Below are 24,355 nucleotides of genomic sequence, written 5' to 3'. Positions count from 1 at the left end.
GCGTCACGCCCTGGCAGGGTCCGGTTGGCTCCAGTCCCCGCCCAACGCCAGCAAGAGCGCGATACGCCGGTTGAGATGGTCGCCATGGGCGCCGATGAGATCCATCTCGGCAGTGAGCAGCGCCTGCCGCTCCGCCAGCAGGCGGCGCGGGTCCGAGGCGCCGATCCGGACCCGTGCCTGTTCCCGCCGCACCAGGTCCTGGCTTGCCTCGACCCGGTCCTGCAGTTGTTCCCTGCGCTGTGCAAGGCTGGCTTCGGCGCGCAACCCCGCCTCGACCTCGCCCAGGGCCTGCAGGGCGCTGTTGCCATAGGCAATCAGCGCGGCCTTCTGCTCGGCGCTGTAGTAGTCCGCCCTGGCCTTGAGTGCTCCGCCGGTGAAAATCGGCGCGAAGAACGAGGCATTCAGTCCTTTGACCGGGCTGCTGGTCTCGTTGAGCAGGAAGACATCGCTGCGGATGCCGGTAATGGCCGCGCTGATCGAAATGCGCGGCAGGCGCGCGGCCTCGGCCGACTGCTTCAGGTCGAACGCCGCAGCAACGCGCTGCGCCGCGGCGGTGAGATCCGGGCGGCGATCCACCAGGTCCGCCGGCAGGCCGGCCGGCGCGGCGGCAGGCACGGCCGGCAGTTCCAGCGTGGTCGCGTGCGCGCCGATCGCTCCCGCAGGATAGCGGCCCAGCAGCAGTTCCAGGGCTTGCGCAGCCTGGCTGCGGGCCAGCTCCGACCGGCTGAGCGCATCGAGCCGCGTGCGGAGCGAATTTTGCGTTTCCACCAGCTCGGTGTCGGGCGCCGCGCCGATCGCAACGCGCTGGCGGGTGACCTGCACCATCTGCTCGGCGATGGCGGCGGCCTGCCGCTGCCGTTCTTCCAGCATGGCGTTGCGGATCAGCGTGAACCATGCCCGCGCCGTGGCCGCGGCGACCACGCGCCGGGCCCAGGCATGGTCCGCCAGGGTGGCGGCATGTTGGGATTGCGCCGCCCGCGACTGCGCGCGGATGCGCCCCCACAGATCGATCTCCCAGCTCGCGCCGATGGAGAGGATCTGCGTTTCCGAATTGCCGGCCCGGCCCTTCGCCCCCGCGCTCGGCAGCAGGCCGCTGCTTTCGATGGCGACCAGCGCCTGCGCCTGCTGGACGCGAACCGCGGCGAGCCTCAGATCGCTGTTGTGCGCAACCGCTTCCTGCACCAGCCGCTGCAGTTCGGCGTCGTCGAAGGTTGCCAGCCAGCCGTCCGCGGGATCGCCCGCGACCGCGGTGTGCGCCCACGTGCGCTGGCCTTCCAGCGCCGGCACCGCCTGGCGCTGGAGCTCGACGCCGGCTGGCGGCGCCTGCAGGGCGCAGCCGGAAAGCATGGCGAGCGCAAGCGCCGGCCATAACGGCAAAGTCTTTTTGAGGTGAGACGACACGGACTTCCCTTTAATGAAGCTTGAACACGAGATAGTTCAGCTTGGAGCTGACCCTCAGGAAGACCATGCGAATGATGTGGAACATCTTCATATGCGTGGTGTAGATGGCCCCCGCGCCGACCGCGCCGACCGGCAAGCTCAGGCCCTTCGATTCATCCCGCAGCGCCAGCTTGACCGCAAACCGGTTCGGCACGACTTCCGTCGCCCCAGTGTTCGGGATCATTCCGCCCTGCGCAAACTGGCCTTGTGACTGCGCCCAGACGATCGAATCCACCCTGGCCTTGATGATGTCGCCCGGATGGGTCGGCAGATAGATCTCGGCGAGATCGCCGGCCTTGACGTTATAAAGTTCGTTCTGCTTGTAGAGCGCGATCACCTCCTGTTCATCCTCGACGAAGCTGAATGCCGGCGAGAAGGGAAACGGAACCAGCATGGTGCCGACGCGCACCTGCAGGTTCACGACCTTGCCGTCGGCGGGCGCGCGGTACACGGTCTGGTCCAGCTCCCATCTGGCGTTCTCAAGCAAGACCTCGGTTTCCGCACGCTTGGCGCGGGCGGTGGCAATGGCGGCAAACTCGCCCTGGCTCGTGGCCGACAGCTTCTGCCTGGCCTCGTCCTCGACGGCTTGCGCGCTGGTCAGTTCGCCTTCCAGCTCGCGCTGCCGGGCCAGCGCGTCTTCGCGGTCGAACTTCGAGCCGGCCCCGGCCGCCAGCAGCGCCTCATGTTCCTTGAGCCGCTGCCGCGCCAGCGACAGCCTGGCCTGCACGGCGCCGACCCTGCCGGCCGCGCCGCGCACGGATTCGCTGAGTTGCCGGGCCTTTGCCTGCGCCTCGGCCAGCGCGGCGTCGTCAGCCATCAGCCGGCCTTCGAGCTGCCTGACCGAAGCCTGGTAGGGGGTCGGATCGATGCGCAACAGCACATCCCCTTTCTTGTAGCTGCGGTTGCCCTCGGCGGGAAGCTCGACAATGCGTCCGCGCACCTGCGGCACCACCTGAAGGACCTTGCCGACGACCCTGACCTCGTGCGAGGAAGGGGCCACCACGTTGAGCGTGAGCACCAGCAGCGTCAAGGCGACCACCGGAATCGTGAACACAACGATCATCGAAGCGGTGTTCCACGGCAGCCATTTGAACTTGAAGAAGATCAGCCAGACGATCAACGCATAGATACCAAGCAGCAGCGCGTCCATTCAGTTCCGCTCCCCGGCGCCAGACCTGGCCGCGTCGTCCTGGGGCGCCTTGTCGGTGCCGTAGGCCGCCCGGTAGAACACCGGCTTGGTGTGGGCCCACAGCCAGGCCATGGGCCATAGCAGGCCACCGAAGAACAGTGAGAGCAGGCACAGCGCATGGATCGCCTCCTTCTGCGGGTGTTGCTTGCGCTGGGCGACTTTTTCCGGCCAGACATGGAGCATCCAGAACAGATAGAGGCCGGCGAGCGGCACCAGTATCAGCACCACCCAGGAGATCGCGTTGGCCGCGCTCTCGAGCGCTTTTCCACTCAGCAGGGAGGCGCGGGCGGGTTCGCTCATGGCAAGCAGCCAGGCGCCCGTCAGCAGGGATTGACGAAGTTTCATCGGAATGTTTGGGATGGAGCGCGATGGCTCGGTGTTCGACATGCGAAGCCCCGCGGTGACGCGTTGCCGCGGGAACTCCGGGCAAGGCAGGACTGCGAGCTACAGGATGCTGGCGGGCCAGGCTTGCGCCGCGTCACCGCCGACTCCGGCAGCGCGCGCGCGGCCCGCGGTCCGCCCGGATACGCCGCCTGCAGCGCCGTTCCCGCCGGAGCTACCGGCATCAACGCCGGGCGACGGTACGCCTTCGCCGGCCGGGGCATCGTCTGCGTACAGGAGGTTGTACTTGCTCTGGCCGGGATCGGCTGCCCCGGCACAGATGGCGGAACCCGCGCCAAGGCCGGCCGCGGCGCAAGCCTTCGGCTGGCCGGTGGTGCCGCTTGCCCCCGGGCCGGAAGCGGCCTGCCCGTACGAGGCTCCGGCGCCCGCGATCAACAGCGCGATCACCACGTTGGCAAGCCCGCGGCCACCCGCGCCGGTCCCTTCGCGGCGCCCTTGCCGGCCGACTGCGAAAGGCGCTCCCGCGCCGCTTGTAGAGACCGCCGCAATGCAACGCTTGGTCATGTCAGGGGTTTCCTTCGAAGTGGATCAAATACGGTCGACGCGCGCCGGCACGGCCGGTCACGTCTGGACAGAGCGCACACCTTACGCGGCAGGGCAGAGCGCGGCTATCAAAGGAATTTGAAAGCGAAGGGAAGCGAGGGAAGTGAGACCGGCGGCACTGCCGCTGGCGGCCGTGCAGCATTTCGAATTCCTTTGATAGCTGCGGCGGCCGCGACGGCCCTACCCTCTTCCACCGTCGTACGCCCGTCGGGCGAACACCAGGTTGCCTCCACTGACTACCCCAATGAATGCCGTTCCCTCGATTCCCGCGCGCGTCCTTGCCATCGCCGCGGCAAGCGCCCTCTGCGGCTGCGCGATTCCCGATGCCGAAACCTTGAGCCCGTTCCAGGAACCCTGGCCGTGGAAGAAGGTGGTGGCCGTCAATCACACCGATCATGACGTGCTGGCCGTGAGCGCCGGGCGATGCGAGACCGGCCCCGCCTTGCGCCACGCACGCTCGGCCCCATCCTTCTGCTTCCCTGGTACGAAGCCGGCGGGCCCCATCGCGGTAACCTGGCGCGAAGCCAGGGACGGCGCGGATGCCGGCCCGGCGCTCGAACAGGGTCAGCTGCGCACCGCCACGGCACGCCTGCCGCGGCTTTGGCATGAGGCTCCCGCACCCGAACATGCCACCGGCGCATTCCTGTGCGTGGTCCTGCGCAACGATGCCGGGGTGGACATGGCCGTTGCCGCCAGCGCCGAAGACTGCGCTGTCCTTTAGGCGTATCCGCACGTACCTGGCGGAGCGGATGGACCAGGCGGACCGGATGCGTCCGCCTGGTCCACGCGAGCGGGAGCCTATTGCACGGAATAGCCCCGCCCCGTCATGCAAGCCGTCCAGGCCTGCCAGTATGACGACAAGGCCCAGTCATTGCTGGATTGCATCTGCGCGCTGAGCGCGGCCGCCTGCCGGCGGTGCTGCCGATGGGCGATGCCACCGGCGACGGCTCCGACGGCCGCACCGGTTGCGGCGCCGTCTCCCGCATCGCCGCCGATCGCTCCCACCACGGCACCGGCAGCCGCGCCGCGCGCGGCGCCCACCACGCGCTCACCGCCCGGCACGATCACCGGCACCGGCGCGCTGGCGATCCTGGACGGATCCACGCCGGTCTGCTGCCTGGCCCAGCCATAGCAGGCGCCATCATCCATCGCTTGCTGGTGCGCCAGCTGCCCCCTGGCCGGATAGGCAACGGGTTTCGGCAAGACCGCGTGCGCCTGTGCCACACCGGCCGTGCCCGGTACCGCGCCCAGTAACAGGACGCAGGCGGTGCACGTGGCAAGGACTAGATTTGCACGAAGGCTCATGAACTCTCCTGTTGAGGTGCCAGGCCCGGGGTGTCCCAGCGCTGCGCTGCGGTTCCCGGATGGCATGGATTCATGCCCGGGCACACTGCGATCAGCGCTCGCCGCTGCAGCGTCACGCCCGGGCCAAGTAGAAACCGCCCACCGTGCAGGAGGCAGACGACGGGTTTCGCGGGGCTTTCCCAGGCAAGTGCCCGAAGGTGGAGGCCCGCCCACCCGCCTGCGCTATGGTGACTTCGCGCGGGCGTGGCCGCAATCAAAGGAGTTGGAAAACCGGCAGGCCGGGGCTGCAGGGACTATCGGGACGACGGTGCGCCAGCGTCCAGGCGCTCGCGCACCTGGCCGAGGCCGTGCGCGATCGCCGCTGACTGGAGCTCGATCTCATCGTCCCAGCCTCCGGCCTCGGCTGCGTAACTGCGCAGTTCCTCGCAAAGCTCGCCGAGCCCTGAGCGGCCGAGCACCGCGAGCGTGCCGGCGACGCGATGCAGCAGTCGTTCCAGGCTTCGCACGTCCCGGCCCGCACGCGCCGCGCCGAGCGCTTCCAGGTCTGCCCTGGTTTGCGCCAGGAACGCTTCAGCGTACCCGGCCGGGACCCGCGGCAGGTCGGGCAGATCGTCGTCGCCAGACCATGCTGCCGCCTCCTCTGCTGCGTGCGCAGGCGTGTTGCCGGCCGGCGCGGCAACCCCGGCGAGGACCGAGGCGAGCGCCGCCAGTGCCACCGGCTTGGTGAGGTAGCCGGTAAATCCGCTTGCCCGCCCTTGCGCGACATCTTCGGGCCGCGCGCTGGCACTCACGGCATAGACCGGAACCTGCGGATGGCGCCGCTGGATTTCACGCAGCAGCTCGAATCCATTCATCACGGGCATGTCGATGTCCGTCAGGACCGCATCCATGCTCCGCTCCGACAGCACTGCCATGGCCTCGTTGCCGTTGCCGGCTTCGACTACGGTCGCCCCCAGCACCTGGAGCTGGTCGCGCAGCAGACTGCGGTTCAGCCGGTTGTCTTCCGCGACCAGCACCGAAAGACCGGCAAGCGGCACGGCCGGAGCCTCGCGCCGGGCGGGCGCGGACTGGCCGGCGGGGGGCAGCGGTGGCGCGGCCTTGGTGATGACCGCCTGCGCGGCAGCGAAGATGCCGGGCAGGCTATAGGCAGACACGTCCAGGCCGCCATCCGGCCGCGTTACCGCGACCAGCGGCCCCAGCGGCTTCAGCCATACGATCGAGGCCGGCTTGCCCCACCACGCCATGACCTCATCCGGATCCAATGCCTCCGCCACCAGCAGGCAATCCCATCGGCCCTTGTCAACAGGCGTGTCGATGGACGAGCGGGACGAAGGCAGGCAGGTGCCCCAGTCGAAATGATTCAGCATCCCTTCCAGGCACTCCGGCTCACGGCACAGCACCAGCGTCCGGTTCGGCGGCAAACGCCATCGCGGCGCGGGCCGGGTCTCACCGCACACGCCGAGCGGCAGCCGGACCGTAACGCGCGTACCGACCCCGAGGATGCTGTCCAGCGTGATACGGCCATTCATCCGCTCCACCAGGCGCCGGCAGATCGACAGCCCGAGCCCGGTCCCCCGCGCCTGGGCCAGGCGGTTGTCGTCGACCTGAGAGAAAGGCTGGAACAGCCGCCCCTTGTATTGGTCCGGTATGCCGACGCCGGTATCGGCGATGACGATCTCGAGATGCTGGTCCACCCATTGCGCGCGCAGCACGATCTTGCCGGCGCGGGTGAACTTGAACGCATTGCCAAGCAGGTTGTTGATGATCTGGGCCAGGCGCACCGGGTCGAGCCTGAGTCGCGCCGGGATCTCCTTGCCATACACCGCCAGGAAGCTCAGCTGGCGCTGCGCCGCCAGCGGGGCGTGCGAGATCGCAATACGACCGAGCAGCTCAGTGACCGATACGGGTTCTTCCGCGAGGCTCAGTGCGCCGACGTCGAGCTTGGAAAAATCGAGCACATCGTTGACGATCTGCAGCAGGCCTTCGGCCGAGACCTGCATGGCGCTCACCCGCGCCCGCTGTTCCGGCTCCAGTGCGCCCAGGCTGACCAGCTCCATGTTGCCCAGCAGCGATGACAGCGGCGTGCGTATCTCGTGGCTCATCGAGGCAAAGAAGGCCACCTTGGCCTTGCCCGCCGCCTCGCTCGCAAGCCTGGCCTCATGCAGCATCTGCTGCGCGCGCGCCGCCTCGGCGTAGGTTGCGGTCAGGAAACGATAGTTCCAGTAGCGGTACATCGCGAACAGCGAGGCAACCAGCACGGCCGTGATCAGGCCGATGACCAGCAGTTCCTCCCGCATTGCCTGAAACTGCTGGCCGACCGGCAGCGCAAAGATCAGGTGGCCGAAGTCCGCCACCAGCGGCGGGCGGCGCAGCGCCCAGCCATAACCCCGGACCCAGTGGAACAGGCCATCCGGAGCTGCCTCCAGCCTGGCGTCCAGCCGTTGCGCGTCGGCCCTTGCGCCTGAGTCGACCAGGGCAATGCCGCGGCTGTCGAAGACGATCGGCTCCGGGATCGACACGTTGGGCCCGGCAGGGCGCAGCAGGTCTTGCAGCGGGATACGCGTCAGCACGATGGCGTAGAGTTCGTTGCCGGTTGCGACCAGCGACGCGCCCACGACCACCGCTTCCTCGCCGGGCGCGCGCGCCGGAAATGCCAGCCAGGCCACGGTCTTTTCCCGCGCCGCATGCAGCAGATCCGGATCGCGGCGCTGCAGGCGTTGCAGGACCATCCCGGTGAGCAGCGAAGCGGGCATCAGCGCCGGCGCGGGCCGCGCGCCTGGCGCTTCATAGCGGTAGGTCGCGCCGCTTGCGATCGAGATCATTTCGATCGACGGCTTCTGGCTGGCCGCGGTCAGGGTCCTGACGGCCTGGTCGCAGCTGCGCTGCAGAACATCGTCCGGCGCAGCGGACGGCGCAGCCTGTGCGCACAAGCCACTGGCGGGCTGGTGCCGTGGCCGCGGGAACGTGCCATTGGCGTGGAGCTCCAGAATCAGGTTGGTCGCGGTCAGGGTGCTGCGGCGTTCCAGCACGGCATCGACCACACCCTGCTCATACAGGCGCGCGACCTGCTCCTGCGAACGCAGCGAGCCATTCAGCCGGACCAGCACGGTGGCCGCGGCGATCGCCATGGCCAGCAGGCCCAGCAGCAGTATCACCATCGAGAACACGCGGCGTTCCCGCTGCAGGTTGCGCGCCACCGAGTCGGCATCCTGCACTGGCGCTGGCCGCGTCGGCTGCTCCGGGCCTGGCATCAGGTCAGACCGTTGTCGCGCGCGTAGGTGACCAGGTCCGCATTGCTGGTGACGTTCAGCTTGCGCATCGCCGAGCGCTTCTGCGTCGCGACGGTGGCCAGGGATCGATGGAGATAGCCGGCGATTTCCGTGACGGTGCTGCCGGTGGCAAACATGCGCACCACCTCGATTTCCCTGGGAGACAGCGGGCTTGCACTGCCCCCAGGCAGCGCGCCCGCGCTGGAAAGGCGCGCCGCGATGGCCGGCGACAGGCGCTGGCCCTTGCCCGACAGCACATCGATGCAGATTTGCCTCAGGATGCCCGGCGCCTCGTGCTTGCCGACAATGGCATCGACGCCCATCTCGGTAATGCGCGTGAGCAGGCCGCCATTGGTAAGCATCGTGAAGACAACGATCGGCGTCTCGGGCCGCAACTGCCTGAGCCGGTGCAGCAGCCGCAGGCCGTCGTCATTGCCCTGCGAACGTTCCATCGAGAAATCCGTCACGATCAGGTCGGGCTGCAGCGTTTCCAGCGCGGCGAAAAGCTCCTTCCCTGAAGAGCAGGTCGCAGCCACCTGCATGGTCGGGATCTCGCTCAGGGTGGCCTTGACGGCAAGCTGGATCACCGGGTGATCGTCTGCGATCACGACGGAGATGGAACGTGGCGGCATGCGTGGCGAGATGCGGCGAGATGGGACGAGGTGCTCGATACAGGGGTCAGGATGGTACGCGCTTGCGCTTCCGCCCGTTTGACAAAACGGGACAGTTACTTGACCGATCGTCCCACCTCGATCGACCACCGACTGGCTGATGGCATTGGCGCTGGCATCGCCGCAGGTTTGCCCGGCATCCGTGGCTCGGGCCGGTCATGGCCGGGTCCCCCGCCACGGCCCAAATCAAACCTGCCCATGCCACCCGGGCGGCACCACCTCCAGTGTCCGCCGCTGCCCCGCACCATCCCCCTGCGCCGGCGGCAGGTCTACCGGCTGCTGCCGGAACACCGCCTCCAGCGTCTGGTCCAGCTGCGGATTGTCGAGGATCGACTTGAGCGCATCCGCCCCGCGCAGATGCTGCGCCAGCGCCGTGCGCGGCAGCCGCGGCAGGTTCAGCACCAGCCGGTCGTGCAACGTGCGCAGCGTCACCTGCGACGGGTCGCACAGCAGCGCCCAGTGAGCCTGGCCGCGCTCCTGCTGCAGGCGGCCGACCAGGTGCATGGCCTTGAGCTTGCCGAGCAGGCTGGCCAGGTAATCGGCCTCGACCCGCAGCGTGCGCCCCAGGTCCAGTTCGCCGACGCTGCGCGGCACTTCGTCGCGGGCGCGGTAGAGCAGCAGCAGCACGCCCAGCGCATCGAAGAACTCGCTGCCGGCAAAGCTGCGGCGGCGCCAGTAACCCTGCCGGATCACCGGCAGGTTAGCGGCGATGGTCGCGCCCAGCAGGGTCACCAGCCAGCTCAGGTAGATCCACAGCAGGAACAGCGGCAGCGCGGCGAAGGTGCCGTAGACCGCGGTGTAGGCCGGGATCTCGGTGATGAAATAGCCGAAGCCACGCTTGGCGAACTCGAACGCCACCGCCGCGACCAGCCCGGCCACGATGGCATCGCGCCACTCGACATAGGCGTTGGGCACCGCCGTGTACAGGAAGGCAAAGGCCAGCGCCGACAGCAGCACCGGCGCCGCGCCCACCAGCAGGCCCAGCCCCACCGGCATGGTGCCGACATAGCCGGCCGAGATCGAGATCAGGTAGGAACTGATCGACAGGCTGGCGCCGATCAGCACCGGGCCGAAGGTCAGCACCGCCCAGAACACCAGCACCCGCTGCGCCAGCGGGCGGCGCTGCTTGACGCGCCAGATCGCGTTGAGCGCGTCTTCCACGGTCAGCATGGTCAGCACCGAGGTCACCATCAGCCCGCCCAGGCCCATCGCGGTCAGCCCGCGCGCGCTCTTGGCGAACATGCCGAGATAGCGCTGGATCGATTCGCTGACGTTGCCGGGAATCAGGTTCTGGAACAGGAATGCCTCGATGGCGTTGCGGAAGTCGCGGAACACCGGGAACGCGGCCAGCAGCGCGAAGGCCACGGTCAGCACCGGCACCACCGCCAGCACGGTGGTGAAGGTCAGGCTGGCCGAGACCTGCGGCAGCCGGTCTTCGGCGGCGCGGCGCAGCGCATAGCGCGCCAGGGCACGCACCTTTTGCAGGTTCCATTCCCGGCGCAGGCGGGCGACGCGGGCTCCAATCATGCGCAAGCAACCTCCTGGATCTGGTCTGTCGGTTCGTCTGTCGGATTCAAGGATGACCCCGTTGCGCGTGCAGCGCGGGGCCATCGGGAGATGGCGCGGGGGGCGCATCTATAATACGCGCATTGTTGCCGGCATCTCCCGCATCCCCCATCGTTGCCCTTCAACGCCGGCCGTCCCGCTCCATGACCGAGATCCTCGTCCTGTATTACAGCCGCCACGGCAGCACCCGCAAGCTCGCCGAACTGATCGCCACCGGCGTCGACAGCGTCGCCGGCGCCCAGGCCCGCCTGCGCACGGTGCCGCCGGTTTCCACCGTATGCGAGGCCACCGCGCCGGACATCCCCGCCGACGGCCCGCCCTATGCCGAACTGCGCGACCTGGAGGAATGCGCCGGGCTGGCGCTGGGCAGCCCGACCCGCTTCGGCAACATGGCCGCGCCGGTGAAGTACTTCCTCGACGGCACCGTGGCCCAGTGGCTGTCGGGCGCGCTCGCCGGCAAGCCCGCCTGCGTGTTCACCGCCACCGGCAGCCTGCACGGCGGGCAGGAGACCACGCTGCTGTCGATGATGCTGCCGCTGCTGCACCACGGCATGCTGATCCTGGGCCTGCCCTATTCCGAAAAGGGCCTGATGACGACGGCCTCGGGCGGCACGCCCTACGGCCCCAGCCACCATGCCCACGGCGACAACCGCGGCCCGGTCACCGAAGACGAGGCGGCGCTGGCCATGGCCATGGGCCGCCGGCTGGCGCAGACCGCGCTGCGCCTGGCCGGAGCGCAGGCATGACGCCCGCCGCGGATAGCGACCAGGCCCTGCACAGCCCGTGGCTGTACCGGCTCAGCGTCGGCAGCCTGCTGGCGCTGCTGGCGCTGTGCATCGCCTGGGAATGGTTGCTGGCGCCGCTGCGGCCGGGCGGCTCATGGCTGATCCTCAAGTTCCTGCCGCTGCTGCTGCCGCTGCGCGGCGTGCTCACGCGCAACCGCTACACCATGCAGTGGTCGTCGATGCTGATCCTACTGTTCTTCACCGAAGGCATCGTGCGCGCCACCAGCGACCGCGCGCCCTCGTCCACGCTGGCGTGGGTGGAGGTGGCGCTGACGCTGGTGTTCTTCGCCAGCACCATCCTGTACCTGCGCCCGTACAAGCGCCGCGCCCGCGCCGCCGCCAGGGCTGCCGGGCCCAAGTCCTGAATCGCGTCCAACCATCGCCATGACCTCGCCTCAAGACTCCTTCCTCGCACTGTGCCGCGCCGCGCTGGGCCCGCCGCACGTGCTGACCGATGCGGCCGACCAGGCGCCCTACCTGACCGACTGGCGCAAGCGCTACCGCGGCGAGGCGCTGGCGGTGCTGCGCCCCGGCACCACCGCGGAAGTGGCCGAGGTGGTCCACGCCTGCCACGCGCACCGGATCGCCATGGTGCCGCAGGGCGGCAACACCGGCCTGTGCGGCGGCGCCACGCCGGTAGAAGGAACGCCGCAGGTGGTGATCTCGCTGCAGCGGCTCAACCGCATCCGCCAGGTCGATCCGCTCAACAACACCATCACGGTCGAGGCCGGCGTGGTACTGCAGCAGCTGCAGCAGGTGGCACGCGAGCACGGCCGGCTGTTCCCGCTGAGCCTGGCGGCCGAGGGCAGCTGCACCATCGGCGGCAACCTGTCGACCAATGCCGGCGGCACCGCGGTGCTGCGCTACGGCAACACGCGCGAGCTGTGCCTGGGGCTGGAAGTGGTGACGCCCGCGGGCGATACCTGGCACGGGCTGCGCGGCCTGCGCAAGGACAACACCGGCTATGACCTGCGCGACCTGTTCATCGGCGCCGAAGGCACGCTGGGCATCATCACCGCCGCGGTGATGAAGCTGTTCCCGCTGCCGCGCGCGTCGGTCACGGCGCTGGCCGCGGTGCACAGCCCGCGCGCCGCGCTGGCGCTGCTGGCCATCGCCCAGTCGCACGCCGGCGCCATGCTGACCGGCTTCGAGCTGATGTCGGCGCTCAGCATGACGCTGGTGACGCGGCACTTCCCGCAGCTGCGCTATCCGTTCGCCGACATCCATCCGCAGCTGGTGCTGCTGGAGCTGTCCGACAGCGAAAGCGAAGCCCATGCGCGCGGCATCTTCGAGACCATGATGTCGGCCGCCTTCGACGCCGGCGTGGTCGCCGATGCGGTGGTGGCCGAATCGGTGCAGCAGTCGCACGACTTCTGGAACCTGCGCGAGCATATTCCGCTGGCACAGGTGGCAGACGGCAAGAACATCAAGCACGACATCGCCGTGCCGGTATCGCGCGTGGCGGACTTTATCGAGTGCACCGACGCGCTGCTGCAGAACGCCTTTCCCGGTGCGCGCATGGTCACCTTCGGCCATCTCGGCGACGGCAACCTGCACTACAACGTGGCGCCGCCCGAAGGCGTCGCCCACGATGAGTTCCTCGCGCACCAGGACCAGGTCAACCGCATCGTGCACGACAGCGTGCGCTCGCATAACGGCTCGATCTCGGCCGAGCACGGCCTGGGCCAGCTCAAGCGCGAGGAAAACCGGCATTACAAGAGCGAAGTCGAACTTGCCATGATGCGGGCGATCAAGGGCGCGCTGGATCCGCTCGGGCTGATGAATCCCGGCAAGGTGGTGTGAGCGCGCCTGCGCTCAGCGGCGCAGTTCAGTGTGGATATGGGCCGCGACGTGCCCGAGCAGCGCGTCGAGATGGCCGCGCAGCACGGCGAAGCCCGCATGCTGCGCCAGCGTGGCCTCGTCCATGTAGAGCGCCCGGTTGATCTCGATCTGCAGGCTGTGGCGCCGCTGCGCCGGTTCGGCATAGGCGCGGATCAGCTGCGCGCCCTTGTACGGCCAGTTGATGGCCACCTTGTAGCCAAGGCTGCGCAGGCATTCCGCCACCAGTTCGATGAATGCGGCCGAGCAGGTCGCGCCGTCGCCGTTGCTGAGCACGAAATCGGGCCGCGCGACGCCGTTGTCGACGTTCATCGCATTGCCGCGCGACTTCATCGAATGGCAGTCGAGATGCCAAACCGCGCCCCAGCGCGCATGGTGCCGAGCCAGCAGCCCCGACAGCGCCGCGTGGTACGGGTCGTAGTAGGTCTTGAGCAGGTATTCCGCCATGCGCGGCGACAGCGTCGCGCCGTAGACCGGCACGCCCGGCAGCGCCAGCCGGCGCAGCACGCCCATGCCGCGCCCGGACTTGTCGCTGGGGCGCACCGGGTAGGGCATGGCGCCATGGATCAGGTCGGGGTCGATATCGTCGCGGGCGCGGTTGACGTCGACCAGCCAGCGCGGAAAGTCCGCGCACAGCAAGGTGCCGCCCACCCGCGGCGCATGCGCGAAGAGCTGGTCGACATAGGCGTCCCAGCCCGACAGCAGGGCCTCGGGCGGCGCCGCCAGCGGCAGCGTCTCGGCATGCAGCAGGCCGCTGTGCGGGGAATCCACCACCAGCGGCAGTGCCGCCCCGGCCGGTTCAGTCAGCGAATACGGAAGCGTCATGGTCAGAATTTGTGCTGGATGCCGACGCCCACCGTGGTCACGGTGTCGCCGGACTGGTGCGAGTTGGGATCCTCGCGGTCAAAGAAGACGTAGGGCATGGTGCGCTTGCTCAGGCTGTAGCCGTAGCCGGCCTGTACCTTGCTGAGCCGGCCCTGCGGGTCGCGCTGCACCGCGCGCTGCATGTAGTTGACGGTGAGCTTGTGGGGGCCGTACGGCACCGAGAAGCCGACCAACCAGTACGGCACGTCGGTGCGCGTGGTCGGGGTGCCGGCGTAGCGGTCGCGCCCGACGATGCCGTAGAGGTTGACAACGATGAAGTCGTACGAAGCCACCGCCTGCACCTTGTCGCGGAAATCGTTGGCCACCAGGCCGCCGCTCTTGCCATCGCGCGAATAGCCCAGGCCCGCCGCGAACTGCCCGGCGGCGTAGTTCAGGCCCAGGTCGAACTGGCGGAAATCGTCCTCTGCCTGCACCGGCGGCCGGTTATTGGGCGTGGTCGCATCCGGCCCCGCCAGGTTCATGCGCGCGCGCACCGAGAAGCCGCCGAAGCTCGGCGTCATATAACCCAGCGCATTCGACACGCGGTTGCGCGCGTTCAGCACCCTGGTGCCGATCGCGGTGGCGCCCGCATCGTGGATGGCGAAGTCGATGTTCTGCGTCACCTGGGAATAGATCGGCGAGCCCACGATCGTCGCGGAATCGAGCCGGCCCAGCGCGATCGCGCCGAAGCCGCCCTGCAGGCCGACGAAGGCATTGCGGAACTGCGGGTTGGTGGCGACGCCGTTGTCGGCGCCGAAGCCCTGCTCCAGGCCGAATGCCGCGCGCAGGCCGCCGCCCAGCTCTTCGCTGCCGCGCAGGCCCCAGCGCGAGGCGTTGTCCGCCATCTGCGCGGCGCGGCCGTCGGGCCCCTTCTGGTATTCGATGTCGGTGTCGATGCGGCCATACAGCGTCACCGCTGCATCGGCCGCGGCCGCGGCCGATGCCAGCGCCAGCGCGCCGCCGAGGCAGGCGCGCGCGAGTGCGCGCCAGGTGTGGCTACCGTTCATGCTGCTGCTCCCGTGTCGTGGTCTGTCATGCAAAAATCCCCCTCTGTGGTGCAACTGCCGCGTGTTCCGCGCGCGCAGCGCGCACGCTCCCGCCCATCCCGCGCAGGCGGGATGGAAGCGTTCGATCGGAAGCGTGAGCAGACCGCGCCGGGCGGCGGCTATCTAGTCATTCAGGTGGCAGGCGGACAGGCGTCCGCCGATATCGCGCAGCAGCGGCACCTGCGTCTTGCAGCGTGCGTTCGCGCGCGGGCAGCGCGGATGAAAGGCGCAGCCACTCGGCGGCGCCAGCGGGCTGGGCAGTTCGCCGCGGATCGGCTGGTGCGCGGGCGGACTGGCGCCCAGGCGCGGCGCGTCGGCCAGCAAGGCGCGGGTATAGGGATGGTTGGGCGCGGCGAATACCTCGCGCGCGGGGCCGCTTTCGACGATGCGGCCCAGGTACATGATCACCACGTGGTCCGACATATGCTCCACCACCGCCAGGTTGTGGCTGATGAAGACATAGGTCAGCGCGTGCTCGCGCCGCAGTTGCATGAACAGGTTGATGATCTGCGCCTGCACCGAGACATCGAGCGCGGAGACGGCCTCGTCGCAGATCAGCAGGCGCGGGCGCAGCGCCAGCGCGCGCGCGATCGCCACGCGCTGGCGCTGGCCGCCGGAGAACTCGTGCGGATAGCGCTCGGCATAGCCGCGATCGAGCCCCACCTGCTGCAGCAGTTCGCCGGCGGCCGCGGCGGCGCGCGCGCGCTTGATCAGGCCGTGGTAGACCGCGCCTTCGGTGATGGCCTGGCCGATGCGCAGGCGCGGGTTCAGCGACGCATACGGATTCTGGAACACCATCTGCACCGCGCGGTGATAGGCGGCCGAAGCGATGTCGGCGCGCTGCCCCTCCCACGCGATATCGCCGCCCGTCTGCGGCAGCAGGCCGGCCAGCATGCGGCCCAGCGTGGACTTGCCGCAGCCGGACTCGCCGACCACGCCCAGCACCTCGCCCTGGCGCACCTGCAGCGAGACATCGTTGACGGCATGCACCGCCTGCGCCGGCTTGCCGGCAATGCGCGCGAGCAGGCCGGGCTTGAGCAGAAAGCGTTTCTGCAGGTGGTGCGCTTCGAGCATGACCGTCATGCCGCCTCCAGGGGATAAAAGCAGCGCAGCGTGCGGCCGCGCATAGTGGTTTCGACCGGAACCTGGGCGCACGCGGGACGCGCGCGCGGGCAGCGTGGCGCGAAGGCGCAGCCTGGCGGCAGCGCGGCCAGCGCCGGCGCCGCGCCGGGGATCGCGCGCAGGGTGGCGCCGCGCATCGCCGGGGTCGGCAGCGAATCGAGCAGGCCGCGCGTGTACGGATGCAGCGGCCGCCTGATCAGCTCGGCGACCGGCCCCTGCTCCACCACCCGGCCCGCGTACATCACGCAGACGCGGTCGACCAGGTCCTTGACCACGGCAAGGTCGTGGCTGATCCAGACCGCGGCGGCGCCGGTCTCGCGCACCAGCTGCTTCATCTCGTAGAGGATCTGCGCCTGGATGGTGACGTCGAGCGCGGTGGTGGGCTCGTCGGCAATGATCAGGTCGGGCCGGTTGATCAGCGCGTTGGCGATCGCCACGCGCTGGCGCATGCCGCCGGACAGCTCGTGCGGATAGGCGCGCATGCGCTCCCGCGGCGCCGGGATGCCGACCCGCGCCAGCGCATCGACCGCCTGCGCCTGTGCCTGCGCGCGGGTGCGGCGGTGGTGCACCAGCACGGTCTCGGCGAGCTGGTCGCCCACGCGCATGACCGGGTTGAGCGACATCATCGGGTCCTGGAACACCATCGCAATGCGGTCGCCGCGCAGCGCCTGCCATTGGCGCGGCGAACATGCCAGCAGCTCCTGCCCCTTGAAGCGGACCGAGCCGCCGGTGACGCGCCCGGGCGGATCGAGCAGGTTCATCAGCGAGAACGCCGTCACCGACTTGCCCGAGCCGGATTCGCCGACGATCCCCAGGATCTCGCCCGGCTCCAGCGTGAACGACACGCCGTCGACCGCCTTGACGGCGCCGTGCGCGAACCCGAAGCTGGTGCTCAGCCCCGCAACTTCCAGTAGTGCCATGCCGGGCTCCTTACGCTTCCAGCCGCGGGTTGAGCACGCGGCGCAGGCGGTCGCCCACCAGGTTGATCGAGCCGATCAGCAGCACCAGGGCCGCGCCCGGGAACACGCTGATCCAGTACTTGTTCGACAGCATGTACTCGAAGCCATTGGCGATCAGCATGCCCAGCGACGGCTGCGTGCGCGGCAGGCCGATGCCGAGGAAGCTCATGGTGGCCTCGAGCGTGATCGCATGCGCGATCTGCAGCGTGCCGGTCACCACCAGCGGCGCCATGCAGTTGGGCAGGATATGGCGGAACATCACCCGCAGCGCCGGCAGCCCCTGGCCCAGCGCGGCCTCGACATACTCCTTGCGCCGCTCCACCTGCGCCGCGCCGCGCACGGTGCGGGCAAAGTAGGCCCATTGCACGATCACCAGCGCCAGCAGGGTCTTGTCGACGCCCTGCCCCAGCACCGCCAGCAGGATCAGCGCCACCAGCACCGCCGGCAGGCTCAGCTGCAGGTCGACCACGCGCATGATGGCGGCATCGACCACGCCGCCGAAGTAGGCCACGGCCAGCCCCACCGCGCTGCCCACCATCAGCGCCACCACCGCGCTGATCACGCCCACCCCCACGCTGATGCGGATGCCGTAGAAGATGGCGCTGAGCAGGTCGCGCCCGGCGCCGTCGGTGCCCAGCCAGTAGTGCGCCTGGCCTTCGTAGCCGGTGCTGCCCGGCGGCAGCTCGGCATCGATCACCGACACCGTGGCGAGGTCATAGGGGTTCTGCGGGCTGAGCGCATGGGCCAGCACTGCCACCAGCAGCAGCGCCAGCAGCAATGCCAGCGCGGCGGCGGCGACGCGGCTGGCGCAGAAGCGCCGCAGCAGCGCAGGCCGTGCCGGCGGCGCGGCGGCTGGCGCCGGCACGAGCGTGGGGAGCGCGGGAGCGGCTTCATCGTTTTCGGCAAGAGGCAGGGACATCGGTTCAGTCTCGGTCTTCGGTATTCGGTCTTCGATAGCGGGGAACGGACGCGGCGGTGGCTACGCCGCCTTGTGCCGCAGGCGCGGGTCGAGCACCACGTACAGCAGGTCGACCACCAGGTTCAGCACCACGAACAGCAGCAGCGTGACCAGCAGGTAAGCCACCACCACCGGGCGGTCCAGCGCCAGCACCGAATCGATGATCAGCTTGCCCATGCCGGGCCACGAGAACACCGACTCGGTCACCACCGAGAAGGCGATCAGGTGGCCGAACTCCAGCCCGACCACGGTCACGATCGGGATCAGCACATTGGGCACCACGTGGCGCAGCACCAGCCGCGCGCCGCCTACACCCTTGGCGCGGGCAAACTTGATGTACTCCTGCCCCGCCACCTCGCGCGTGCCGGCCTGGGTCAGCCGTGCCACCAGCGAGATCTTGAACAGCGACAGGGTCAGCGCCGGCAGCAGCAGGAAGCGGATGCCCTCCCAGCTGGTCACCGACAGCGGCACGCCCAGCACGGTGCTGACCGGCCCGCGCCCGCCTGACGGCAGCCATGCCAGGTTCACCGAGAACACCAGGATGCCGATCATGCCGATCCAGAAGGTCGGCATGATCACGCCGCCCAGCGAAGCCGCCATCAGCATCCGCGCCAGCCGGCCGTGCGGCTTCAGGCCGGCATAGACGCCCATCGGGATGCCGATGCCCAGCGACAGCAGCAGCGCCGTCACCGCCAGCTCCAGCGTGGCCGGCACGCGGCTGACGATCAGCTCGATCGCGGGCCGGTTGTAGACGAAGGAGTCACCGAGGTCGCCGCGCAGCGCGCCCGCGAGAAAACGCAGGTACTGCTGCGCCACGGGCAGGTCGAGGCCGAGCGCATGGCGCGCCTCGGCGATCTCCTGCTCGGTGGCGGTGGGGCTGACCAGCAGGTGCACCGGGTCGCCGATCAGGTTGACCGCGCAGAACGTGAGCACCGACATGGTCCACAGCACCGCGATGCTCTGCAGCAGGCGTTTGAGTAAGGTTTCAAGCATGGGGAAGGCCCGGTATGCGATGGCGTGATCAGCGTTGTGGAAGCGCCGGCGGTGCCGGGCGGATGTTGCCGGCGTAGGTGAAGCCGTCGCTGCGCGGCTGCACCGCGAGCCCGTCGCGATAGGCCCAGGCGGCGCGCAGGTGATGCAGCGGGACGATGCCGGCGTCGGCCGCCAGCCGCTGCGCCGCGCCCTGCTGCGCCAGTTCGCGCGGGGCCGGTGCCATGGTGCGCATGGCCTGCCCGATCAGCGCGTCGACGGCGGCGTTGGCATAGCCGCTGCGGTTGTTGGCGCCCAGCCCGGCGGCCTTGTCCTGCGCATGCGCCACCGCCACCAGCGGCTCCAGCGAATCGCCGCTGACCGCGCCGATGCCGAGCAGGAAGGCGCTGAACTCCGGCTTGCCGCCGGCGCCGCCGGAGGTGGCGCGGGTGATATAGACCGAATACGGCAGCGTGCGCACCTCGGTGCGGATGCCGGCGCGGGTCAGCATCTGCCCGATCGCTTCGCAGGTCTTGGCGTCGTTCAGGTAGCGGTCGTTGGGGCAATGCAGCGTCAGGCGGAAGCCCTGCGGATAGCCGGCCTGCGCCAGCAGCCGGTGCGCCCGCTCGACGTCGGCGCGCGGCGCCGCCACCGCCGGGGCAAAGCCGAAGAAGCCCTGCGGCACCATCTGCCCGGCCGGCACCGAATCGCCCTTGGTCACGCGCGCGGCGATCAGGTCGCGGTCGATTGCCAGGCTGATCGCCTGCCGCACCCGCACGTCGCGCAACGGGTTGGCCGCCAGCGGCCGGCCGGCGTGATCCTGCACATAAGGCGAGACCGTGCGGGCCTGGTCCAGCTGCAGGTAGTTCAGCATGTACGAGGTGGCCGAGACGATGCGGATGCGGCCATTGGTGCGCGCAAAGGCATCGGCAATGCTGGCCGACGAGGCGTCGATCACGTCGACCAGTCCGGACAGCAGCGCCGAGGCCCGCGCCGGCTCCTTCGGGATGAACTGGAACACCACCCGCTGCCACGGCTGCGCCCCGCCCCAGTAGCCCGGGTTGCGCGACAGCGTCAGCTGCTGCCCATGCTCCCACGCCACCAGCCGGTACGGGCCGGTGCCGATGGCGGCGCTGCCATGGGCGAAATCGGCCTCGCGCGCGTTCGCACCGAGCGAGCGCGGCAGCATTGCCACCATGCCCACGTTCTGCGGCAGCACCGGGTTGGGCGAGCGCGTGCGCACGCGCAGCGTCAGCGGCCCGGTGACCTCGACCGCTGCGACCGACTTGAGGTAGGTGCGGAAGGTGCGCGCGCCCGGCAGCTTGATGGCGCGCTCGATCGAGTAGCGCGCGTCCTCGGCGGTAAAAGGCTCGCCATTGCTGAAGCGCACGCCGGCACGCAGCCGGAATTCCCAGGTACGGTCGTCCAGCTGGCGCCAGGCGGTTGCCAGAAGCGGCACCGGGCGCAGCGTGTTGTCCAGGCCGACCAGGGTCTCGTAGACATGGCCCCACAGGTTGCGCCCGGCGGGGTCGAGCACATGGGGATCGGCGGCGCTGATCTCGGCCTTGTAGCCGATGCGCAGGTCGGCGGCCTGTGTGGCATGCGTGGCTTGCGCGGCGTGCGCGCCGGCCGGCAGCGCCGCGGCGGTCCCGATACATTGTTTCATTCAGTGATACCGCGTATCAAAGGATAAGACATCAAGGCCGCCCCCGATAAGCAGGGTTTACCCCCGCGGCACGCATCAGGCAAAAAAAAACGGCGCCGAAGCGCCGTCTGGACGGAGTGCGCGCGAGCTGGCCGCGCGGTACCGGGCTCAGCCGCCCGCGTAGCCGAGTGCCCGCGACAGGTTGGCGGCCTCGGCCACCACCATCGCCACATGGCGGTCCAGCGCCTGCCGGGTGGTGCGGCTGGCCGGGCTGGCAATACTCAGCGACGCCACCGCCGCGCCGCTGTGGTCGCGCAGCGGCGCGGCGGCGGAGACGGCGTCGGCATCGCGCTCGCCCACCGAGACGGCATAGCCGGCGGCACGGATCGCCGCCAGTTCCTCGCGCAGCGCCTGCGGCTCGATGATGGTTTTGGCGGTGAAGCGTTCCAGCTGTCGCGCCAGCACTGCCTCCACCACCTCTGGTGCGGCGAACGCCAGCAGCAGCTTGCCGGAGGCCCCCACATGCAGCGGCCGCCGGTTGCCGATCTCGGTATGCACCCGCACCGACTGCGTCGACTCGTGCCGCGTCACGCACACCGACTCGAGCCCGTCGCGCACGCGCACGATCACGTTTTCGCCGCAGGCCGCGCCGATCGCCGCCAGACGCGGGCCCACCAGCTTGACCAGGTCGAACTGCTCGCGCGCGGCATTGCCCACCAGCAGCGCGTTGTAGCTGAGCTTGTAGACCGCCGCCGGCGACTCGCGCGCGATCAGGCCGCGGTGCTCGAGCGTGGTCAGCAGCCGGAACGCGCGCGCCTTGGTCAGTCCGGCGCGCCGTGCCAGTTCGGTCACGCCCAGCGATGGGTGCTCGGCCACCAGCATCAGCAGGCCCAGGGCCTCGTCCACCGCTTCAACGATGTAGGTCATCGATCCTTTTCGTTCAGATTCAGAAATATCCAGCGCAGATTGTAGCGGCCGTCGCAATCGTTCGCGCTGCAAGTGCCTCGCGCCAGGCCTGGATGGCAGCGTCCCCCCCTGCACCGCTACACCGAATACACCCTTCGGCACTTCCGAATACAACGCAGCGGGCAAGCTACGCAATACTCTCGGGATCGCCGTGCCAGCATCGCCCCGCCCTCGCGCTGGCACCACCTGACGCACCGAAGGAGATCAGATGAGCATCAACGGCAAGGCCTACATCGTCGGGGCCTACGAGCACCCGACCCGCAAGGCACCCGACAAGACCGTGGCACAACTGCACGCCGAGAGCGCCAAGGGCGCGCTGCAGGACGCCGGCCTGACGCTGGCCGATGTCGACGGCTATTTCTGCGCCGGCGACGCGCCCGGGCTGGGCGCGGTCAACATGGTCGATTACCTCGGCCTGAAGGTGCGCCATGTCGATTCCACCGATACGGGCGGCTCGGCCTACCTGGTCCATGTCTCGCACGCCGCGCAGGCGATCGCCGCCGGCAAGTGCAACGTCGCGCTGATCACGCTGGCGGGCCGGCCGCGCTCGGAAGGCTCCACCGGCACGCAGGCGCGCAACTGGGGCGCCAACCTGCCCGACCTGCCGTTCGAGGCCCCGTTCAGCCCGGTCACGGTCAACCTGTACGCAATGGCGGCGATGCGCCATATGCACGAGTACGGCACCACCGCCGAGCAGCTTGCCTGGGTCAAGGTGGCGGCGTCGCACCACGCCCAGCACAACCCCCACGCCATGCTGCGCGACGTGGTCACGGTCGAAGACGTGCTGAACTCGCCGATGATCTCGGATCCGCTGCACAAGCTGGACTGCTGCGTGGTCTCGGACGGCGGCGGCGCGCTGGTGGTGGCGCGTCCGGAGATCGCCGCGACGCTGCAGCGGCCCAAGGTGAAGATCCGCGGCGCCGGCGAATACATCAAGGGCCAGCTCGGCGGCGAAGTCGACCTGAGCTGGTCCGGCGCGCGCTTCTCGGGCGCCACGGCGTTTGCCGAAGCGGGCGTGACCCCGGCCGATATCAAGTACGCGTCGATCTACGACAGCTTCACCATCACCGTGCTGATGCAGCTGGAAGACCTGGGCTTCTGCAACAAGGGCGAAGGCGGCAGGTTCGTCGCCGACGGCAACCTGATCTCGGGCGTCGGCAAGCTGCCGTTCAATACCGATGGCGGCGGCCTGTGCAACAACCACCCGGCCAACCGCGGCGGCATCACCAAGGTCATCGAAGCCGTGCGCCAGCTGCGCGGCGAGGCCCACCCCGCGGTGCAGGTCGCCAATTGCAACCTCGCGCTGGCGCAAGGCACCGGCGGCTACCTGGGCTCGCGCCACGGCAGCGCCACCCTGATCCTTGAACGTGAATAAAGCGCGGGAGCACTGACATGACGACCCCACACATCCCCGCCGTCTACAAGGCGCCCGACGAACAGCCCGACAACCTGCCGTTCTGGCAGGCCGCGCGCGAGGGCAAGCTGCTGGTCAAGGTCTGCGACGACTGCGGCAAGCCGCACTGGTATCCGCGCGTGCTGTGCCCGTTCTGCATGGGCACCACCTCGTGGCAGCAGGCCAGCGGCCGCGGCACCATCTACACCTACAGCGTGACGCGCCGTGCCGGCCCCAACCCGTTCTGCATCGCCTACGTGAAGCTGGAAGAAGGCGTGACCATGATGACCCATATCGTCGACTGCGATCTCGACACGGTGCGAATCGGCCAGAAGGTGCAGGTCAGGTTCTCGCCCAGCGACGGCGGCGCACCGGTGCCGACCTTCACGCTCGCCTGAGACGGCGCGGCGGGTAGCGGGCGTTGCGCCCGCCACCTGCCGCCCTCTGCCGCGGCCCCTTTGCTGCCGGTTGCCTACTGCCGGCCCGCGGCCATGCTGCCGAAGCGGCCGCTGCTGAAGTCGCTGAACGCCTCGGCGATTTCCGCCTCGGTGTTCATCACGAACGGGCCGTGGCCGACGATGGGCTCGTCGATCGGCTCGCCGCTGAGCAGCAGCACCACCGCATCGGTGCCGGCCTCGATGCTGACCGCATCGCCGGCGCCATCCAGCACCACCATCTCGGCATCGCGCACGGTGGCCTCGGCGTTGACCGTGACCTTGCCGCGCAGCACCACCAGCGCGGTATGCCAGCCCTCCGGCAGCGCCACGCGCGTGGGGGCACCCTGGTTCAGGCGCATGTCCCACACGTGCATCGGCGTAAAGGTGCGTGCCGGGCCGCGCTTGCCTTCGTACTCGCCGGCGATCACGCGCACGGTGCCGGCGCCAGCGGGCATCGGTACCGCCGGGATATCGCGGTCGACGATGGCCTGGTAGCCCGGCGCGGCCATCTTGTCGCGCGCCGGCAGGTTGACCCACAGCTGCACCATCTCCAGCGCGCCACCGCTTTGCGTAAACGCCGGCGAGTGGAACTCTTCATGCAGGATGCCGGCGCCCGCCGTCATCCACTGCACGTCGCCCGGACCGATGACCCCGCCCTGCCCGGTCGAGTCGCGATGCGCGACCTCGCCCTTGTAGACGATGGTCACGGTCTCGAAGCCGCGGTGCGGATGCTGGCCCACGCCGCGCGGACGCTGCGTCGGCGTGAACTCGGCCGGTCCGGCGTAGTCGAGCAGCAGGAACGGGCTGAGCTGCTTGCCGTGGCTGGTGTACGAGAACATCGAGCGCACCGGGAAACCATCCCCGACCCAGTGCGGACGCGGTGCGCTGTAGACACCCAGAATGCGCTTCATGTCGATCTCCGAGAATGCCGGCTACGCAGGGCCGGCAATGATCCATGAAGCGATCATAGGTGCCGCCGACCGCGCG

Annotated in this window: 23 protein-coding genes; 6 read left to right on the top strand and 17 right to left on the bottom strand. The window is 69.3% G+C overall.

Annotated features, from left to right (window positions below):
* Positions 1–3: 3 nt before the first annotated feature.
* The 4 genes from CBM2586_RS05940 to CBM2586_RS05925 are packed head-to-tail and all read right to left on the bottom strand — an operon-like array spanning position 4 to position 3,535.
* On the bottom strand, positions 4–1,401 hold the full coding sequence (locus CBM2586_RS05940) for an efflux transporter outer membrane subunit (RefSeq protein ID WP_240987893.1): 1,398 nt from the start codon (positions 1,399–1,401) through the stop codon (positions 4–6).
* Positions 1,402–1,411: 10 nt separating this feature from the next.
* Positions 1,412–2,590 carry an HlyD family secretion protein gene (locus CBM2586_RS05935; RefSeq protein ID WP_115687025.1) on the bottom strand — a complete coding sequence of 393 codons (1,179 nt, stop codon included), beginning with the start codon at positions 2,588–2,590 and terminating at the stop codon, positions 1,412–1,414.
* Positions 2,591–3,016 (bottom strand): DUF3302 domain-containing protein, encoded by a 426-nt coding sequence (locus CBM2586_RS05930; RefSeq protein WP_231942498.1) that lies wholly within the window; start codon positions 3,014–3,016, stop codon positions 2,591–2,593. It lies immediately after the preceding gene.
* A gap of 57 nt (positions 3,017–3,073) precedes the next feature.
* On the bottom strand, positions 3,074–3,535 hold the full coding sequence (locus tag CBM2586_RS05925; RefSeq protein ID WP_115687024.1) for a hypothetical protein: 462 nt from the start codon (positions 3,533–3,535) through the stop codon (positions 3,074–3,076).
* A gap of 283 nt (positions 3,536–3,818) precedes the next feature.
* On the opposite strand from CBM2586_RS05925, the gene CBM2586_RS05920 reads away from it, so the two are divergent.
* Positions 3,819–4,295: a hypothetical protein gene (locus CBM2586_RS05920; RefSeq protein WP_115687023.1), complete on the top strand. Its 477-nt coding sequence runs from the start codon at positions 3,819–3,821 to the stop codon at positions 4,293–4,295.
* A 77-nt stretch (positions 4,296–4,372) separates the two neighbouring features.
* Here the strand turns inward: CBM2586_RS05920 and CBM2586_RS05915 are convergent, their stop codons facing one another.
* The 4 genes from CBM2586_RS05915 to CBM2586_RS05900 all read right to left on the bottom strand — a co-directional run bounded on the left by CBM2586_RS05915 (position 4,373) and on the right by CBM2586_RS05900 (position 10,346).
* On the bottom strand, positions 4,373–4,879 hold the full coding sequence (locus CBM2586_RS05915; RefSeq protein ID WP_115687022.1) for a glycine zipper family protein: 507 nt from the start codon (positions 4,877–4,879) through the stop codon (positions 4,373–4,375).
* A gap of 293 nt (positions 4,880–5,172) precedes the next feature.
* Positions 5,173–8,130, bottom strand: a complete 2,958-nt coding sequence (locus CBM2586_RS05910) for a hybrid sensor histidine kinase/response regulator (protein ID WP_240988080.1) — start codon at positions 8,128–8,130, stop codon at positions 5,173–5,175.
* Positions 8,130–8,780, bottom strand: a complete 651-nt coding sequence (locus CBM2586_RS05905) for a response regulator transcription factor (protein ID WP_115687021.1) — start codon at positions 8,778–8,780, stop codon at positions 8,130–8,132. The genes CBM2586_RS05910 and CBM2586_RS05905 overlap by 1 nt, the downstream gene beginning before the upstream one ends.
* Before the next feature lie 225 nt (positions 8,781–9,005).
* The gene (locus CBM2586_RS05900) at positions 9,006–10,346 is read right to left on the bottom strand and encodes a YihY family inner membrane protein (protein ID WP_115662450.1); all 1,341 of its coding nucleotides are present in this window, start codon (positions 10,344–10,346) and stop codon (positions 9,006–9,008) included.
* Positions 10,347–10,528: 182 nt separating this feature from the next.
* On the opposite strand from CBM2586_RS05900, the gene wrbA reads away from it, so the two are divergent.
* From wrbA to CBM2586_RS05885, 3 genes are read left to right on the top strand one after another with little or no spacing between them, the layout of a single operon-like run.
* Positions 10,529–11,131 (top strand): NAD(P)H:quinone oxidoreductase, encoded by a 603-nt coding sequence (gene wrbA / locus CBM2586_RS05895; protein ID WP_115662451.1) that lies wholly within the window; start codon positions 10,529–10,531, stop codon positions 11,129–11,131.
* The gene (locus CBM2586_RS05890) at positions 11,128–11,535 is read left to right on the top strand and encodes a DUF2069 domain-containing protein (protein ID WP_115687020.1); all 408 of its coding nucleotides are present in this window, start codon (positions 11,128–11,130) and stop codon (positions 11,533–11,535) included. The genes wrbA and CBM2586_RS05890 overlap by 4 nt, the downstream gene beginning before the upstream one ends.
* A gap of 19 nt (positions 11,536–11,554) precedes the next feature.
* Positions 11,555–12,973, top strand: coding sequence for an FAD-binding oxidoreductase (locus CBM2586_RS05885; RefSeq protein WP_115687019.1), 1,419 nt, complete (start codon positions 11,555–11,557; stop codon positions 12,971–12,973).
* Positions 12,974–12,985: 12 nt separating this feature from the next.
* On the opposite strand, the gene CBM2586_RS05880 is transcribed toward CBM2586_RS05885, so the two are convergent.
* The 8 genes from CBM2586_RS05880 to CBM2586_RS05845 all read right to left on the bottom strand — a co-directional run bounded on the left by CBM2586_RS05880 (position 12,986) and on the right by CBM2586_RS05845 (position 21,499).
* The gene (locus CBM2586_RS05880; protein WP_115687018.1) at positions 12,986–13,834 is read right to left on the bottom strand and encodes an N-formylglutamate amidohydrolase; all 849 of its coding nucleotides are present in this window, start codon (positions 13,832–13,834) and stop codon (positions 12,986–12,988) included.
* 2 nt (positions 13,835–13,836) lie between these two features.
* Positions 13,837–14,880, bottom strand: coding sequence for a porin (locus tag CBM2586_RS05875; protein ID WP_115687017.1), 1,044 nt, complete (start codon positions 14,878–14,880; stop codon positions 13,837–13,839).
* A 162-nt stretch (positions 14,881–15,042) separates the two neighbouring features.
* Positions 15,043–16,002: an ABC transporter ATP-binding protein gene (locus tag CBM2586_RS05870; RefSeq protein WP_115687016.1), complete on the bottom strand. Its 960-nt coding sequence runs from the start codon at positions 16,000–16,002 to the stop codon at positions 15,043–15,045.
* A complete protein-coding gene (locus CBM2586_RS05865) occupies positions 15,999–16,961 on the bottom strand; it encodes an ABC transporter ATP-binding protein (RefSeq protein WP_115687015.1) in 963 nt (320 codons plus the stop codon). Before CBM2586_RS05865 ends, CBM2586_RS05870 begins: the two co-directional genes overlap by 4 nt.
* A 10-nt stretch (positions 16,962–16,971) precedes the next feature.
* Entirely contained in the window at positions 16,972–17,919 is a 948-nt protein-coding gene (locus tag CBM2586_RS05860; protein ID WP_115687014.1) for an ABC transporter permease, read from the bottom strand.
* A gap of 60 nt (positions 17,920–17,979) precedes the next feature.
* Positions 17,980–18,951 (bottom strand): ABC transporter permease, encoded by a 972-nt coding sequence (locus CBM2586_RS05855; RefSeq protein WP_115687013.1) that lies wholly within the window; start codon positions 18,949–18,951, stop codon positions 17,980–17,982.
* Positions 18,952–18,979: 28 nt separating this feature from the next.
* Positions 18,980–20,593 (bottom strand): ABC transporter substrate-binding protein, encoded by a 1,614-nt coding sequence (locus CBM2586_RS05850; protein WP_115687012.1) that lies wholly within the window; start codon positions 20,591–20,593, stop codon positions 18,980–18,982.
* Positions 20,594–20,740: 147 nt separating this feature from the next.
* Entirely contained in the window at positions 20,741–21,499 is a 759-nt protein-coding gene (locus CBM2586_RS05845) for an IclR family transcriptional regulator (protein WP_115687011.1), read from the bottom strand.
* A gap of 247 nt (positions 21,500–21,746) precedes the next feature.
* Between CBM2586_RS05845 and CBM2586_RS05840 the strand changes: the two genes are divergently transcribed.
* Positions 21,747–22,913: a thiolase domain-containing protein gene (locus CBM2586_RS05840; RefSeq protein WP_115687010.1), complete on the top strand. Its 1,167-nt coding sequence runs from the start codon at positions 21,747–21,749 to the stop codon at positions 22,911–22,913.
* A gap of 17 nt (positions 22,914–22,930) precedes the next feature.
* A complete protein-coding gene (locus tag CBM2586_RS05835) occupies positions 22,931–23,329 on the top strand; it encodes a Zn-ribbon domain-containing OB-fold protein (RefSeq protein ID WP_115662462.1) in 399 nt (132 codons plus the stop codon).
* 74 nt (positions 23,330–23,403) lie between these two features.
* Here CBM2586_RS05835 and CBM2586_RS05830 read toward each other — a convergent pair whose 3' ends face one another.
* Positions 23,404–24,279: a pirin family protein gene (locus CBM2586_RS05830; RefSeq protein WP_115662463.1), complete on the bottom strand. Its 876-nt coding sequence runs from the start codon at positions 24,277–24,279 to the stop codon at positions 23,404–23,406.
* Positions 24,280–24,355: the final 76 nt, after the last annotated feature.

This window comes from Cupriavidus taiwanensis, assembly GCF_900250115.1.
Taxonomy (GTDB): domain Bacteria; phylum Pseudomonadota; class Gammaproteobacteria; order Burkholderiales; family Burkholderiaceae; genus Cupriavidus; species Cupriavidus taiwanensis_B.
The sequence above is the reverse complement of the archived record's forward strand: the minus strand, read 5'-3'. Positions and strand labels throughout refer to the sequence as shown.

What these genes read in the sequence shown, in the direction of transcription:
- CBM2586_RS05925 (WP_115687024.1), bottom strand. Translation starts at nt 3,535, where the DNA reads ATGACCAAGCGTTGCATTGCGGCGGTCTCTACAAGCGGCGCGGGAGCG.
- CBM2586_RS05890 (WP_115687020.1), top strand. Translation starts at nt 11,128, where the DNA reads ATGACGCCCGCCGCGGATAGCGACCAGGCCCTGCACAGCCCGTGGCTG.
- CBM2586_RS05880 (WP_115687018.1), bottom strand. Translation starts at nt 13,834, where the DNA reads ATGACGCTTCCGTATTCGCTGACTGAACCGGCCGGGGCGGCACTGCCG.
- CBM2586_RS05835 (WP_115662462.1), top strand. Translation starts at nt 22,931, where the DNA reads ATGACGACCCCACACATCCCCGCCGTCTACAAGGCGCCCGACGAACAG.
- CBM2586_RS05905 (WP_115687021.1), bottom strand. Translation starts at nt 8,780, where the DNA reads ATGCCGCCACGTTCCATCTCCGTCGTGATCGCAGACGATCACCCGGTG.
- CBM2586_RS05845 (WP_115687011.1), bottom strand. Translation starts at nt 21,499, where the DNA reads ATGACCTACATCGTTGAAGCGGTGGACGAGGCCCTGGGCCTGCTGATG.
- CBM2586_RS05840 (WP_115687010.1), top strand. Translation starts at nt 21,747, where the DNA reads ATGAGCATCAACGGCAAGGCCTACATCGTCGGGGCCTACGAGCACCCG.
- CBM2586_RS05935 (WP_115687025.1), bottom strand. Translation starts at nt 2,590, where the DNA reads ATGGACGCGCTGCTGCTTGGTATCTATGCGTTGATCGTCTGGCTGATC.
- CBM2586_RS05885 (WP_115687019.1), top strand. Translation starts at nt 11,555, where the DNA reads ATGACCTCGCCTCAAGACTCCTTCCTCGCACTGTGCCGCGCCGCGCTG.
- CBM2586_RS05850 (WP_115687012.1), bottom strand. Translation starts at nt 20,593, where the DNA reads ATGAAACAATGTATCGGGACCGCCGCGGCGCTGCCGGCCGGCGCGCAC.
- CBM2586_RS05870 (WP_115687016.1), bottom strand. Translation starts at nt 16,002, where the DNA reads ATGACGGTCATGCTCGAAGCGCACCACCTGCAGAAACGCTTTCTGCTC.
- CBM2586_RS05910 (WP_240988080.1), bottom strand. Translation starts at nt 8,130, where the DNA reads ATGCCAGGCCCGGAGCAGCCGACGCGGCCAGCGCCAGTGCAGGATGCC.
- CBM2586_RS05920 (WP_115687023.1), top strand. Translation starts at nt 3,819, where the DNA reads ATGAATGCCGTTCCCTCGATTCCCGCGCGCGTCCTTGCCATCGCCGCG.
- CBM2586_RS05930 (WP_231942498.1), bottom strand. Translation starts at nt 3,016, where the DNA reads ATGTCGAACACCGAGCCATCGCGCTCCATCCCAAACATTCCGATGAAA.
- CBM2586_RS05855 (WP_115687013.1), bottom strand. Translation starts at nt 18,951, where the DNA reads ATGCTTGAAACCTTACTCAAACGCCTGCTGCAGAGCATCGCGGTGCTG.
- wrbA (WP_115662451.1), top strand. Translation starts at nt 10,529, where the DNA reads ATGACCGAGATCCTCGTCCTGTATTACAGCCGCCACGGCAGCACCCGC.
- CBM2586_RS05900 (WP_115662450.1), bottom strand. Translation starts at nt 10,346, where the DNA reads ATGATTGGAGCCCGCGTCGCCCGCCTGCGCCGGGAATGGAACCTGCAA.
- CBM2586_RS05865 (WP_115687015.1), bottom strand. Translation starts at nt 16,961, where the DNA reads ATGGCACTACTGGAAGTTGCGGGGCTGAGCACCAGCTTCGGGTTCGCG.
- CBM2586_RS05860 (WP_115687014.1), bottom strand. Translation starts at nt 17,919, where the DNA reads ATGTCCCTGCCTCTTGCCGAAAACGATGAAGCCGCTCCCGCGCTCCCC.
- CBM2586_RS05915 (WP_115687022.1), bottom strand. Translation starts at nt 4,879, where the DNA reads ATGAGCCTTCGTGCAAATCTAGTCCTTGCCACGTGCACCGCCTGCGTC.
- CBM2586_RS05875 (WP_115687017.1), bottom strand. Translation starts at nt 14,880, where the DNA reads ATGAACGGTAGCCACACCTGGCGCGCACTCGCGCGCGCCTGCCTCGGC.
- CBM2586_RS05830 (WP_115662463.1), bottom strand. Translation starts at nt 24,279, where the DNA reads ATGAAGCGCATTCTGGGTGTCTACAGCGCACCGCGTCCGCACTGGGTC.